This is a genomic window from Anabaena sp. PCC 7938 (assembly GCF_049315035.1).
GTDB lineage: Bacteria > Cyanobacteriota > Cyanobacteriia > Cyanobacteriales > Nostocaceae > Anabaena > Anabaena cylindrica.
Window position 1 is genome coordinate 1527157 of sequence record NZ_CP186034.1, and the last position, 12799, is coordinate 1539955.

Annotated in this window: 13 protein-coding genes and 1 pseudogene; 11 read left to right on the forward strand and 3 right to left on the reverse strand. The window is 39.4% G+C overall.

What is annotated here, in order from left to right; translation table 11 throughout:
* The first annotated feature begins 20 nt into the window (after window positions 1–20).
* Window positions 21–899: a phosphatidate cytidylyltransferase gene (locus tag ACOWPH_RS07130; protein ID WP_015214728.1), complete on the forward strand. Its 879-nt coding sequence runs from the start codon at window positions 21–23 to the stop codon at window positions 897–899.
* Between the two features lie 165 nt (window positions 900–1064).
* Here ACOWPH_RS07130 and ACOWPH_RS07135 read toward each other — a convergent pair whose 3' ends face one another.
* The gene (locus ACOWPH_RS07135) at window positions 1065–1778 is read right to left on the reverse strand and encodes a DUF2993 domain-containing protein (RefSeq protein ID WP_015214729.1); all 714 of its coding nucleotides are present in this window, start codon (window positions 1776–1778) and stop codon (window positions 1065–1067) included.
* Between the two features lie 133 nt (window positions 1779–1911).
* On the opposite strand from ACOWPH_RS07135, the gene ACOWPH_RS07140 reads away from it, so the two are divergent.
* Complete coding sequence (locus ACOWPH_RS07140) at window positions 1912–2676, forward strand: pseudouridine synthase (protein ID WP_015214730.1); 765 nt, start codon at window positions 1912–1914, stop codon at window positions 2674–2676.
* A gap of 26 nt (window positions 2677–2702) precedes the next feature.
* The gene (locus ACOWPH_RS07145; protein WP_015214731.1) at window positions 2703–3500 is read left to right on the forward strand and encodes a helix-turn-helix domain-containing protein; all 798 of its coding nucleotides are present in this window, start codon (window positions 2703–2705) and stop codon (window positions 3498–3500) included.
* Between the two features lie 273 nt (window positions 3501–3773).
* On the opposite strand, the gene malQ is transcribed toward ACOWPH_RS07145, so the two are convergent.
* Complete coding sequence (malQ, locus tag ACOWPH_RS07150; protein ID WP_015214732.1) at window positions 3774–5282, reverse strand: 4-alpha-glucanotransferase; 1509 nt, start codon at window positions 5280–5282, stop codon at window positions 3774–3776.
* A gap of 140 nt (window positions 5283–5422) precedes the next feature.
* On the opposite strand from malQ, the gene ACOWPH_RS07155 reads away from it, so the two are divergent.
* Both ACOWPH_RS07155 and ACOWPH_RS07160 read left to right on the forward strand, forming a co-directional pair.
* Window positions 5423–5854, forward strand: a complete 432-nt coding sequence (locus ACOWPH_RS07155) for an NUDIX domain-containing protein (protein ID WP_015214733.1) — start codon at window positions 5423–5425, stop codon at window positions 5852–5854.
* Window positions 5855–5975: 121 nt separating this feature from the next.
* Window positions 5976–7298, forward strand: a complete 1323-nt coding sequence (locus tag ACOWPH_RS07160; RefSeq protein ID WP_015214735.1) for a Rid family detoxifying hydrolase — start codon at window positions 5976–5978, stop codon at window positions 7296–7298.
* Window positions 7299–7573: 275 nt separating this feature from the next.
* On the opposite strand, the gene ACOWPH_RS07165 is transcribed toward ACOWPH_RS07160, so the two are convergent.
* Window positions 7574–8338, reverse strand: a complete 765-nt coding sequence (locus tag ACOWPH_RS07165; protein WP_015214736.1) for a metallophosphoesterase family protein — start codon at window positions 8336–8338, stop codon at window positions 7574–7576.
* A 283-nt stretch (window positions 8339–8621) separates the two neighbouring features.
* Here ACOWPH_RS07165 and ACOWPH_RS07170 point away from each other — a divergent pair, with 283 nt between their 5' ends.
* The 6 genes and pseudogenes from ACOWPH_RS07170 (at window position 8622) to ACOWPH_RS07195 (ending at window position 12733) form a co-directional block, all read left to right on the forward strand.
* Entirely contained in the window at window positions 8622–8900 is a 279-nt protein-coding gene (locus ACOWPH_RS07170) for a DUF2470 domain-containing protein (protein ID WP_015214737.1), read from the forward strand.
* Between the two features lie 223 nt (window positions 8901–9123).
* Window positions 9124–9441: a hypothetical protein gene (locus ACOWPH_RS07175; RefSeq protein ID WP_015214738.1), complete on the forward strand. Its 318-nt coding sequence runs from the start codon at window positions 9124–9126 to the stop codon at window positions 9439–9441.
* Between the two features lie 94 nt (window positions 9442–9535).
* Window positions 9536–11263, forward strand: coding sequence for a succinate dehydrogenase/fumarate reductase flavoprotein subunit (locus ACOWPH_RS07180; RefSeq protein ID WP_015214739.1), 1728 nt, complete (start codon window positions 9536–9538; stop codon window positions 11261–11263).
* Between the two features lie 167 nt (window positions 11264–11430).
* Window positions 11431–11845, forward strand: a pseudogene (locus tag ACOWPH_RS07185) (XisH family protein).
* Window positions 11833–12174, forward strand: coding sequence for a XisI protein (locus tag ACOWPH_RS07190; protein WP_015214740.1), 342 nt, complete (start codon window positions 11833–11835; stop codon window positions 12172–12174). The pseudogene ACOWPH_RS07185 and the gene ACOWPH_RS07190 overlap by 13 nt, the downstream one beginning before the upstream one ends.
* Before the next feature lie 253 nt (window positions 12175–12427).
* A complete protein-coding gene (locus tag ACOWPH_RS07195) occupies window positions 12428–12733 on the forward strand; it encodes a XisI protein (protein ID WP_042464971.1) in 306 nt (101 codons plus the stop codon).
* Window positions 12734–12799 lie beyond the last annotated feature (66 nt).

Sequence of the window (12799 nt, forward strand, 5' to 3'; positions counted from 1 at the left end):
CTCAAATCCAAAATAATATTATGCCTTGGTCTCGAATTATTAGTGGAATTATTGCGATCGCTCTTGCTTTGTCTGCAACCCTATTAGGTGGTTGGTATTTTACGGTGGCAATAGCGATCGTTGTCTTTTTAGGTCAACAAGAATATTTTAATTTAGTCCGCGCTAGAGGTATAGCTCCTGCTGCTAAAACCACAATATTTGTCAGCCAAATTTTATTAGCAATTTGCACTCTCGATAGCAGTTTAGCTGACGCTGTCATGCCAATAGCAGGTACACTCATTTGTTTTTACCTACTGTTTCAGCCCCAATTAGCCACCATAGCTGATATTTCCGCTTCTATTATGGGGCTGTTTTATGTAGGTTATTTACCTAGTTACTGGGTCAGGTTGCGAAATCTTGATAGTCTATCTATTAGCAATCTCCCCTTTGGTGGTTACTGGCCCAGCAACTGGAACGATGTTTTAACCCAGGGAAATTTAACCGCTCTACCACAAGGTTTAACGTTTACAATTCTGACTTTCTTATGTATTTGGGCAGCTGATATCGGTGCTTACGTGATTGGCAAATTTTTCGGTAAAACCCGTTTGTCGGATATCAGCCCTAAAAAAACTGTAGAGGGAGCCGTATTTGGAATCACAGGCAGCGTTATAGTAGCCCTAGTAGGAGCTTATTTTCTCAATTTACCTCACTGCCTGATTACTGGTTCAGCATTGGGTTTATTGATTGGTATTGCTAGTCTTTTAGGTGATTTGACCGAATCTATGTTGAAGCGAGATGCCGGAGTCAAAGATTCAGGACAATTGATTCCCGGTCACGGTGGGATATTAGACCGCACTGATAGTTATATTTTTACAGCTCCTTTAGTTTACTATTTCGTAACGCTGCTGTTGAGGAGTTAGGAGTTCGGAGTTCGGAGTTCGGAGTTAGGAATTAGGAATTAGGAGTTAGGAGTTAGGAGTTAGGAATTAGGAATTAGGAATTAGGAATTAGGAATTAGGAGATTAGTAGATAAAACAAGAAGAAACTCCCCATCTCCCTCTGTTCCCTGTTAAGAGTTCCGTAATTTAAGGGTTGACGTTAATTCGTCCATGACATATTAATTGACTAGATGTCAAAGTTATTTCTTTGATATCGACATCTGATCCTAAATCTAAATGGTACTTAGAATTACTGTCACCGACAATTTCCTGATTTGATTTAATTTGAATTGGTGATAATTGTAGCTCTTGCCCATTAAGTAGTTCTAAACCCACAGAAATCTCTATGACAGTAGGTTCACTCTCAAGTAATAAAACACCACAGAGTATCAAGCGCTGATTGTCAATGGTAATTTCCTGCCAAGTAATAGGCTTGGATTTTTGGCATTCTTCTGGTAATAATTTAACCAGTACATCATTTAAAGCAGTCGATAATAATTCAGATGGGAGGGAGTTATTAAGATCCTGTTCTTCCACCAGTAGTTCAGCGACTACTGGTACTACTTCCAACAACTTTAGTGGCTTACCTTTAAGTATTGCTCCAATATTTAATCGTATATTCTCTGCTCCAAGTCGAACCCTTGTCACATGAACGCCTTGATAAACTGCATTAGTTGCAAAAATAGATACCGAGGGGATACAGCCAGAAAGGAGTTGGCGATCGCTTGATCCAATCTCGACCTCAATCTGAGATACTTGAGTTAATTGGGTTCTCAGCCATAGCTTGATCGCTGTAGTCAGAACTTGAGTGATGAATCGTATTTTCTTCCCATTTGTAACGGGGAAACTTTTATCTGTCATTTGACAACTTTATTGCCTGTATTTGCTTAAAAATTCACAAACCTTAAACAGTTCTTAACTGTAGCACTTATGACTATTAACTACAAAATGCCAATATTTAAGTTTAAGTATTAAAGGAAGAAGCAATTTTCACATGGAGGCACGGGTACAAAAAATTATTTCTCAATTGGGGATAGCCTCACGTCGGGAGGCCGAAGAAATGATTAAACAATCACGAGTGCAGATAAATGGGATTTTGGCACATTTAGGTCAAAAAGTCGATCCCCAACGAGACACAATCTGCATTGATGGTAAACCCGTCTCTGAAAGCCAGCGTCCGTCTTTAATTTATTTGTTGATACACAAACCAGCTGGTGTGGTTTCTACTTGCGATGATCCCCAAGGAAGACCTACTGTTTTGGAGCTATTACCGCCAAAATTACAAAAAGGTTTAGGTATTCACCCGGTTGGGCGTTTAGATGCAGACTCTACAGGAGCATTAATATTAACAAATGATGGGGACTTGACATTTGCGCTAACTCATCCTAGTCATAATATTTCTAAGACATATCATGTTGTGGTGAACGGAAATCCCCCAGAAACAGTTCTAGGGATATGGCGTAAAGGTGTAATTCTGGAAAATAGAAAAACACGACCTGCTAAAGTACGCTTAATTGAAAGTTTGGCTAACCAAAGCAAATTAGAAATTATTTTACAGGAGGGAAGAAATCGCCAGATTCGTCGTGTGGCTGAACAATTAGGATATCCTGTTATCCAACTACATCGAACCGCCATAGGTTCAATTCAATTACGAACATCAAAAAGCGGTTTTCTCGGTTTAGGTGACTATCGGCATCTCACACCAGAAGAGATTATTTTTTTAAACAAGCAGATAAAGCGGATACCTATTAACAATTAAGTTGAGTTAAGGAGTGTAGGGAAATCATGAAATGGCTGAGAAGGAAAGATGAAAATTCGAGCAAACCGTCAATAGAGCAATTACAAGTAGAAAAATTGACCCAATTGGGCAATAAACTGGGATCATTGCGTCAAGAACAGGGTTTATCCCTAGACGAAATTGTGGCAATGACCAGAATTCCTCGAAGACTGCTGCACGCAATTGAAACAGGTGATTTAAACGATTTGCCAGAACCAGTTTATATACAGGGGTTAATTAGGCAATTTGCTGATGCACTAGGGCTAAAGGGAGCAGAGTTAGCTAGCAATTTTCCCCTTGGTTCTCAACAGATGAGTTTACAAAGCAGCTGGAAACCTAAACCTGTTGCTCAATTACGTCCTCTTCATCTTTACTTACTTTACATTTTTCTGATTATCTGCTCTGTTAACGGCTTATCTCAATTATTGAACAAGGCCGCTTTGCAAGCAAATAACCAAAATCAACAAAAGACAGAAAGTAAATCTGATGCAACACCAGAAATACTCCAAGCCAATGAGTTGCAGAAAACCCAATTTAGTAGCAGTACTTCAGAAGATAAAGCAGTAGAGATTGGTGTGACGTTGAAGTCATCATCTTGGCTTCGTGTTGTCGCTGATGGTAAAACCGAGTTTGAGGGAGTTTTACCGGAAGGATCTCACCGCAATTGGAAAGCCTCTGAGGAACTTACAGTGAAAACTAATAATGCTGGTGGTGTTTTGATGAGTGTTAATCAGCAAAAACCCAAACAAATGGGAAAAACAGGGAAAGTGGAAGAAATCAGGATTGCGGCTAAACTCAGGTCGTAAAAAGTGCTGAATTTAGTAAAAGGGCTGGTTTAAGTAATAATTCGTAATTCGTAATTCGTAATTAGAATAGGGTACAAGCAATTACCATAATCACGAATTAAGATGATTGTAATCAGTGTAGTAATCCGTGAGCGAGCTAATACTGATTGTGATTACGAATAATGATTTTGACTGTTGATTACCAATTAAGTTAAGCCAGCCCCTGACACAAGTAATGAATTTTGAGAAATGAAAGGTTACTCTTATTTAGAGTAGGCAATTATGATTAAATGATTAGGAATTACTCGGAGCGCGGCCATAGAGTTTGGTAAGATTTTGCAAGCGATCGCACAATTCCCCACTCAAAACCCCAGCCTGATAGCGCCAACCCCAATTACCCTCAGCAGTACTAGGATAATTCATTCTGGCTTGAGTCCCTAGTCCTAAAACATCCTGTAAAGGAATAATCGCTTGATTAGCGATGGAACTCAGAGCTAATCGAATTAAATCCCAGTTTATCCCATCAGGACTAATAGATCCCAAATAAAGCAACAAATTTTGCTTTTCGTAATCATTGGCACTATTAAACCAGCCTACAGTCGTATCATTATCATGAGTACCAGTATAAACTACAGCATTTCTGGGGTAATTAAAAGGTAAAAACGGATTACCAGGGTCAGAACCAAAAGCAAAATGTAACACCTTCATCCCAGGAAACTCAAACTGATCTCGCAGTGCTTCCACTTCCGGTGTAATAATCCCCAAATCTTCTGCCAAAATGGGCAACTTACCCAACTTCTGTTTAATAACTTCAAAAAAAGCAACTCCAGGAGCTTCAATCCATTCACCATTAACAGCAGTTTCTTCCCCTTGAGGTACAGCCCAATAAGCCTCAAAACCCCGGAAATGGTCAATGCGAATTATATCTACATAATCTAGCATTGCTTCAAAGCGTTGCACCCACCACTTAAAGTCTTGCTTTTGCAACTCCTCCCAGTTGTAAACCGGGTTGCCCCATAATTGACCCGTAGCGCTAAAATAATCAGGTGGTACACCCGCCATTAAAGCCGCTTCACCTGTTTCTTCATCTAGAGCAAAATTATCGGGATTTGCCCACACATCAGCACTATCATGAGCTACATAAATGGGGATATCACCAATAATATCTATGCCATTTTGATTGGCATAATTCTTCAATTCTGACCACTGACGGAAAAACTCATATTCAACGAATTTGTAATAAAATATTTCATCTGTGAGTTCTCGTTCTATTTGGGATAATGCTGCTGGTTCTCTTCTTGCCAGTTGTGGTTCCCAAGTATGCCAACTTGCACCATTTCGGGCATCTTTAAGCGCCATAAATAAGGCATAATTATCGAGCCAATAGCCTTTGGTGTTACAGAAATGATGAAATGCTTTGCGTTGGATAGCAGTTGCTTGAGTTTTAAAATTCTCGCAAGCTTTTTTGAGCAGATTAACTTTAATAGGGATAGCTTGCTCAAAATCTACCTTATCTGTCGGAAATTCTGGTAAATTAGCAAAATCAGCTTCAGCTAAAAAACCCTCATCTACCAGTTTTTCTAGACTAATCAAAAAGTAATTTCCTGCCATTGCTGAGTAGCACATATAAGGAGAATTACCGTACCCAGTGGGGCCAAGAGGTAAAACTTGCCAATATTGCTGATAACTATTTTTGAGAAAATCAATAAAACGATAAGCTTCTAAACCTAAATCCCCAATACCAAAACGGCTGGGAAAGGAACTTGGATGTAACAAAATACCGCTTGATCTAGGAAAAGGCATAATTAACCTGAAATATAGGGATCTGTAAAACACGCATCGAATTTATCATGGCATGATCAGCGTTAACAGTTGTTGTTCATGAAGAAATAGGAACAACAGTAAAGAAATGGCAAGATTAGTAAAAATAACGATTCACAAATATGAGTTACAAAAATCCTGCGCCAACAGTTGATATTATTATCGAATTAATTGATAGACCGCATCGACCGATTGTATTAATTGAGCGACATAATCAGCCTTTAGGATGGGCTTTACCAGGTGGCTTTGTCGATTATGGTGAGCCGGTGGAGGTAGCAGCGCGGCGCGAGGCTGAGGAAGAAATAGGATTAAAGGTGGAGTTGGTCGAGCAGTTATTGGTATATTCTGACCCCAGTCGTGATCCTCGTCAGCATACAATCAGCATTGTGTTTTTGGCTACTGCGACGGGTAAGCCTTTAGCGGGTGATGATGCTAAGGGTGTGGGGATTTTTGAGCCTTGGTCTATTCCTGGTAATTTGTGTTTTGATCATGACCGGATTTTGCGCGATTATTGGCGGTATAGAAATTATGGGATTCGTCCAAGATTAGGATAAGAGTAATGAACCGCGAAGGTGCGAAGAGCGCGAAGGAAGAGGGGAGAAGGGAGAAAGAAGGGAAGAGTATTGATACAAATTTTGGCGGTTATACTTAGGTCAGGGTATTTAATGGTGCTTTATGGACGCTGAGGAACTTTTAGAAAAATATGCTGCTGGGGAACTGAAGTTTCATTCTGTAAATCTGAGAGGGGTGAATCTTACAGGTGCAAATCTAAGTGGAATAGACTTCACAAGTGCAGATTTAACAGGGGTAGATTTGAATGATGCAAATTTGAGTAAAGCAAATCTTAACAGTACAAATCTCACTAGGGCATCTCTGACAAATGCTAATTTGAGTGAGTTGGTGAATAGTTCGAGTATAAATCTGACTTGGGCAGACCTGAGTGGTGCCAATTTGAGGGAAGCAAATATAAGTAGTGCCAATTTTAGTAATGCTAACTTGGATAATGCCAATTTGAGCAAAGCAAACTTAGATAGTACTAATTTTAGTAACGCTCACCTGGATAATGCCAACTTGAGAGATGCTACTCTACAATATACAAATTTCACTGAAGCCTCTTTGATAGATGCAAACTTGGCTAGAACTAACCTCAATTCTGCTAATTTTAGTGAAGCTAACTTGACAGATTGCGATTTGAGTCAAGCAATAAATCTCACTAAGATCACACTCAAAAATACCAATTTCCAAAGAGCTAAAATTCGAGGTGTTAATTTATCACAGAAAGATTTATCAGGTATGAATTTTGCTGAAGCTGATTTGGGTGCGGCAAACCTCAATGGTGTAAATTTCCAAAAAGCTTCTCTGAAAGGTATAAATTTAGGGAAAGCCGAACTGCAAAAAGTAAACTTGATGAGAGCAAATCTGGACAATGCAAATCTCAAAAAAGCAGATTTAACCGGTGCGAATATTTATGGTGCAACCTTTAAAAATGCTGACCTCACAGGTGCGATAATGCCAGATGGAGAAGTTTATACGACATCTGTTGATTTAGACTTCGATAAACCAGATGCACCATTACCAAAAGATCCAAAAGAGATTTATATTATGACTCGTAAAGTTATCCGTACTGATAAAGCACCTGCACCAGTTGGCCCTTATAATCAAGCAATTCTCGCTTCTGGACAAATGTTGTTTGTTGCTGGACAAATCGCTATTGATCCTCGTTTGGGTGATGTTGTCTACACCGAAGATGTAGTCAAGCAAACTGAACAGGTAATGAGGAATCTTGAAGCTATTCTGACAGAAGCCGGTGCAACTTTTAAAGATGTAGTTAAAACGGGTGTATTTTTAGCGGATATGAATGATTTTGCCGCTGTGAATGCGGTTTATGCAAAATATTTTCCTGAAGATACAGCCCCCGCACGCGCTTGTGTGGAGGTGTCGCGTTTACCTAAAAATGTATTGGTAGAAATTGAGTGTATTGCTGTAATTGGTGGTTAATCAACCTCTTTCCTTTGTGTTTTCTATGCCTCTGTAGTTAGATATAGCAATTCTCAAGCTTATGAAATACACCCTACCTCCGCTGTCACGCATCCTGCCCTTACCAAGGGGAGGGTTGGGGAGGGGTAATTTTGTATCTAACTAGAGTGGGAAAGGCTATAGATTATTTTTAAACCGTAGAGACACAGAGAGAGAAAAAGATTTTTCAAATGATATTGAAAGGGCTAGTTCTATAAATTAGCCTTAATTTCATTAAAACTCAAACACCTTCTCAATTAGACTCTTTGTCTATGACGACGACTATTTTTAATTTCCTTTGGCTCAACTATAGTAACTGCATCTTCTAAAGGTAAAGTCCGAACAGAGTTGTTAAAAACATTGACTTGATAAACCAAGTTATTGGTAATGTCTAATCCTGTTAACCAACCGCTACGCAGATGATAAGCACCTGTATCAATGTCTAACCACCCTTGTCCTTGTGCCAATTGACCAGGAGCAACGCCAGGTAGAGTAAAGGTGATGGTATGACCGACGATAATTAACTTATCGCTAAAATATGGCTGTTCCATGCTATGAAACTCTTCACGTATCCAGCAAAGTTCCTCAGCGGTTTGTTCTGAAACTGATTTATTGGGGTCTACACCTGCATGGGTTAACCACACATCTCCCAAGTCCATATAGGTGGGTAAATTCTCAAACCAATCTAGATGCTCTTGGGGAATTTGGGCTGTTTGATAACTGGTGATAGTTGCTTGTCCACCACTATATAGCCATGCTTGTATTGTTTGATTAGAATTAAATTTGTTGTTATTAATCGCATTTAATAACATCTGCTCATGATTACCTAGCAAACAATCATAGTTATTTCGTTTGACAAAATCTACTACTTGTGCGCTTTGAGGTCCACGATCTATCAAATCTCCCAAAAAATAGACTTTTTCTGCTGATGTAGGTGCAATTTTCTCCAACAGGATCATTAAACCTTGGTAGTAACCATGTACATCCCCGATAACAATTCTGCGTGGACTAATTTCGTTCATCGGCTCTAGCTCTGAATAAATTTACTAGCAAGTTTTATTACGGTTTTATTTTTTGATTACCGTATGGAAGGATCACTAAATACTTGATTAATTACATGATTTATTTTTAACAAAAATATTAAGTGACTTTAGTTTAAATTCTATCAGATATAACATAACTTGTGTGAAAATTAGCCAAGTTTTATAAAAATTTAATTGAAACCTTGTTTTGGGTAAGTTTTTCAGAGTGGGATTATAGCTTAAAATATAGACAATAGTTGTTTATCTCAGTGGAAACCGCACAATGTCTGATCAGTTTTCTCCAGAAATTAGCGATCGCATCTGCAAACACATGAACGAAGATCATGCCAACGCTGTTGTTATCTACGCCCAGGCTTTTGGTAGTGCCAAAAATGCCACAACAGCCCAAATGCTCTCAATAGATGCCGAAGGCATGGATTTAACTGCACAGGTGAACGGAGAAACAGTGCCAGTTCGCATTCAGTTTGATCATGTTCTTACAGATGCGGAAGATGCTCATCAAACTTTAATTGCAATGGTGAAGCAAGCGCGGGTTAAGTAGTACCGAGTACCGAGTACTGAGTATTAGCCCATAGTTAAAACTAAGGGATAAAAAGTAAGAAGAGAGTAGAAACAGCCTCAAATAATAATTTTCTGGCTTTTTTGGATCATTAACAACTAAATTGTTAAGTGATATTACGAACTTTGGAAAAATATTGAGAAAATACCCGTCAGCCAAACATGGCTCTAAGGTAGAACCTATAGGATAAAATTGAGGTAATAAGATGAATAAGAATAATATTCAAAACTATCGGTTTGTCTGCACCTTGGCATTTGGTGATATCTACGGTCAAATCATTGTTTGGTTAATCACAATTACCATTAGTTTGGCATCAGCTTTGGCGTTAATGGGTGCGAAAAGACCAGTATACGCTTTAGCCACGGTGGGACTAGTCGTTTTTCTCACACTGCCTTTCTTGCTGTTTGCTTTTGTGACGACATTGTTAAATCATATTGAATTAACTGCTATAGAACCAGGGACAAAGACTGAACCTATACCTGGTAACATTTCTCAGCAACAACCTGTACAGACAAGTAGTTGATAAATGATTAATTGGTAATGGCAATAAACTAAGAACTTAAGATAACATCCCTGTCTAGAGGCGGGGTATTTTTTTTGCAATGTGAGTTAAATCTATGTTAGAGCATGATGTTATTATTGTTGGTGGTGGTTTGGCAGGATGTCGGGCTGCGCTAGAAATCGCCCGCACTGACCCTAGTTTAAATGTGGCGGTAGTTGCCAAAACCCATCCGATTCGTTCTCACTCTGTTGCTGCTCAAGGTGGTATGGCAGCATCTCTGAAAAATGTTGATGATGAGGATAGTTGGGAAGCACACGCTTTTGATACTGTTAAGGGTTCTGATTATTTGGCAGATCAGGACGCTGTGGCTATTCTCACCCAAGAAGCGCCAAATGTGGTCATTGATTTAGAACACATGGGGGTTTTGTTCTCCCGTCTTGCTGATGGTAGGATTGCTCAACGGGCTTTTGGTGGACATTCCCACAACCGCACTTGTTACGCTGCTGATAAAACTGGCCATGCAATTCTGCACGAGTTGGTGAATAATTTACGGCGTTATGGTGTGCAGATTTACGAAGAATGGTATGTAATGCGCCTGATTTTAGAAGATGGTCAGGCTAAAGGTTTGGTGATGTTTCACCTGTTGGATGGGCAAATTGAGGTGGTGCGGGCTAAGGCGGTGATGTTTGCGACGGGGGGTTATGGTCGCGTTTATAACACTACTTCTAACGATTATGCTTCGACGGGTGATGGTTTGGCAATGACTGCGATCGCAGGTTTGCCTTTAGAAGATATGGAATTTGTGCAGTTTCATCCCACCGGTTTATATCCTGTAGGAGTGCTGATTTCTGAGGCTGTGCGGGGGGAAGGGGCGTATTTGATTAATGCTGAGGGCGATCGCTTTATGGCCAATTATGCGCCTAGTAGGATGGAATTAGCTCCTCGTGATATTACCTCAAGAGCCATTACATATGAAATTCGTGCCGGTCGTGGTGTCAATCTTGATGGTAGCCCAGGAGGCCCCTTTGTTTACCTAGATTTGCGCCACATGGGTAAAGAAAAAATCATGAGTCGCGTTCCCTTCTGTTGGGAAGAAGCACACCGTTTAGTAGGTGTTGATGCTGTCACTCAACCGATGCCAGTCCGTCCCACAATCCATTATTGCATGGGTGGTATACCAGTTAACACCGATGGACAAGTCCGCAGCAGTGGAGACAGCTTAGTTGATGGCTTCTATGCTGCTGGGGAAACCTCTTGTGTTTCCGTTCATGGTGCAAATCGTCTCGGTAGTAATTCCCTATTAGAATGTGTAGTTTATGGCAAGCGGACAGGGGCAAGTATAGCCAGATATGTGCAGAACCGCAAATTTCCAAATGTAAATGAGCAACCTTATATTACCGAAGCAAAACAACAAATTCAATCTTTACTAGAACAACCTGGAAAATATCGCATTAACCAAATTCGCCAAGAATTTCAAGACACAATGACGCAATATTGTGGAGTGTTCAGAACAGAAGAATTAATGCAAGAAGGTTTGGAGAAACTTGAAAAATTACAACAACAATATCCACAGATTTATTTAGATGATAAAGGCAGTTGTTGGAATACGGAATTAGTAGAAGCTTTAGAATTGCAGAGTTTAATGGTAGTAGGACAGACAATTTTAGCATCAGCCTTAAATCGTCAAGAAAGTCGCGGCGCACATTTCCGCGAAGATTTTCCCAATAGAGATGATAGTCAATTTCTGCAACACACAATGGCTTATTATTCACCTGCGGGAATTGATATTCAATATCGTCCGGTAATGATTGATATGTTTGAGCCGAAGGAGAGGAAGTATTAGATAATGGGAAGTGGTATTACAACTATTTTCAGGTAAGTGAACTACATTTCTTTGTCTCACGCAGAGACACAGAGGCACAGAGAGGAATCAAGAGTGTGGTCTAAATACTGAAGTTTTATAATTACCTCTTCCCTTTATCCTGCTCAATTTTGATTTATACTTAGATTATGCCCAAGTTAGACATCATTCACAACGCTGTCAAAAATGCAATTATAAAAGATGGGTGGATAATTACAGATGATCCTTACCTTATTCAGTATCGGAGAACAACGCTTTACGCGGATCTTGGTGCTGAACGCCCGATAGCGGTAGAACGTTCAGGACAAAAGCTAGTTATTGAAGTGAAAAGCTTCATTGGTGCTTCAAAAATCCAAGATTTAAAAGAAGCTCTAGGTCAGTATGATATATAGATACCTTTTAGAAGAAACTGCACCTGAGCGTAAATTATATATTGCTGTTAGTGCGATAGCCTATACAACTTTCTTCACTCAAGATGTGATTCAACTCATCCTCAGTAAACATCAACTTCCGCTAATTGTTGTAGATACAGAAGTAGAGGAGATTAGACAATGGATAAATTAACTGAGTATTCCCAATTAATCAAGAGAATTTTAACTGAATATGTAGAATTGTGTCAGCGACATCCCCAAAAAGATATTGAAACATTCTTGATTGTAGATGAAGAAAAACGTAATTACATCTGGATGAATCTTGGTTGGCAAAATGGTGAAAGAATTACAGGAATGACTGTATATGTTCGCTTGCGAGATGGTAAATTCTGGATTGAGGAAGATTGGACAGAAAATGGTATTGCGACAGATTTAGTCGAGGCTGGTGTTCCTAAAGAAGATATAGTTTTAGCGTTTCATGAGCCTAAAATTAGGCAGTATACAGATTTTGCAGTAGCTTGATTTTGGGTGATAATGTCAAGCCAAAATTACATCATTCCACTATAGAGAGAGGAATAATTCATGACTAAACGCATGAGTGGAAAAGGTTTTAGTAAGCGATATAATAAAAAATATCAATTTGATGGTTCATTGCTATAGCGGTTCTCGGTTGAGTGAGATACAAGAACCCCACCCCCAACCCCCTCCCCGCAAGCGATGAGGGGGCTATGATGTATTTCATTCAAGTGCATACCGCTATAAATATCGAGAATACATTCAAACCCTACTCACAAATTACGCCAAAGATGATATTTCCACCGACGAAGTAGATGTGGAACTCATCTTTGATACAACACGTGACCATTACCAGTGGATAAATGTTGGTTGGGAAGATTTAAATCGCGTTTATATGACTGTGATTCACTTCGATATTAAAAACGGCAAAATTTGGTTACAACAGAACTTAACAGAAGAAAATCCCGCAGAAGATTTAGTAAAAATGGGTGTTCCCAGAGAAGATATCATCCTGGGATTACATCCTCCTTATAAACGTCCGTATACAGATTATGGAGTTGCTTAGAAAATGTTTTAAAAGTGATTGATCACGTATCAAAAACACTCCTGTTCCTCTCCGCGCCTCCGCGTC

Coding starts and splice junctions, on each gene's coding strand:
- ACOWPH_RS07130 (WP_015214728.1), top strand. CDS start 21: ATGCCTTGGTCTCGAATTATTAGTGGAATTATTGCGATCGCTCTTGCT.
- ACOWPH_RS07140 (WP_015214730.1), top strand. CDS start 1,912: ATGGAGGCACGGGTACAAAAAATTATTTCTCAATTGGGGATAGCCTCA.
- ACOWPH_RS07175 (WP_015214738.1), top strand. CDS start 9,124: ATGAATAAGAATAATATTCAAAACTATCGGTTTGTCTGCACCTTGGCA.
- ACOWPH_RS07190 (WP_015214740.1), top strand. CDS start 11,833: ATGGATAAATTAACTGAGTATTCCCAATTAATCAAGAGAATTTTAACT.
- ACOWPH_RS07165 (WP_015214736.1), bottom strand. CDS start 8,338: ATGAACGAAATTAGTCCACGCAGAATTGTTATCGGGGATGTACATGGT.
- ACOWPH_RS07180 (WP_015214739.1), top strand. CDS start 9,536: ATGTTAGAGCATGATGTTATTATTGTTGGTGGTGGTTTGGCAGGATGT.
- malQ (WP_015214732.1), bottom strand. CDS start 5,282: ATGCCTTTTCCTAGATCAAGCGGTATTTTGTTACATCCAAGTTCCTTT.
- ACOWPH_RS07170 (WP_015214737.1), top strand. CDS start 8,622: ATGTCTGATCAGTTTTCTCCAGAAATTAGCGATCGCATCTGCAAACAC.
- ACOWPH_RS07155 (WP_015214733.1), top strand. CDS start 5,423: ATGAGTTACAAAAATCCTGCGCCAACAGTTGATATTATTATCGAATTA.
- ACOWPH_RS07135 (WP_015214729.1), bottom strand. CDS start 1,778: ATGACAGATAAAAGTTTCCCCGTTACAAATGGGAAGAAAATACGATTC.
- ACOWPH_RS07160 (WP_015214735.1), top strand. CDS start 5,976: ATGGACGCTGAGGAACTTTTAGAAAAATATGCTGCTGGGGAACTGAAG.
- ACOWPH_RS07145 (WP_015214731.1), top strand. CDS start 2,703: ATGAAATGGCTGAGAAGGAAAGATGAAAATTCGAGCAAACCGTCAATA.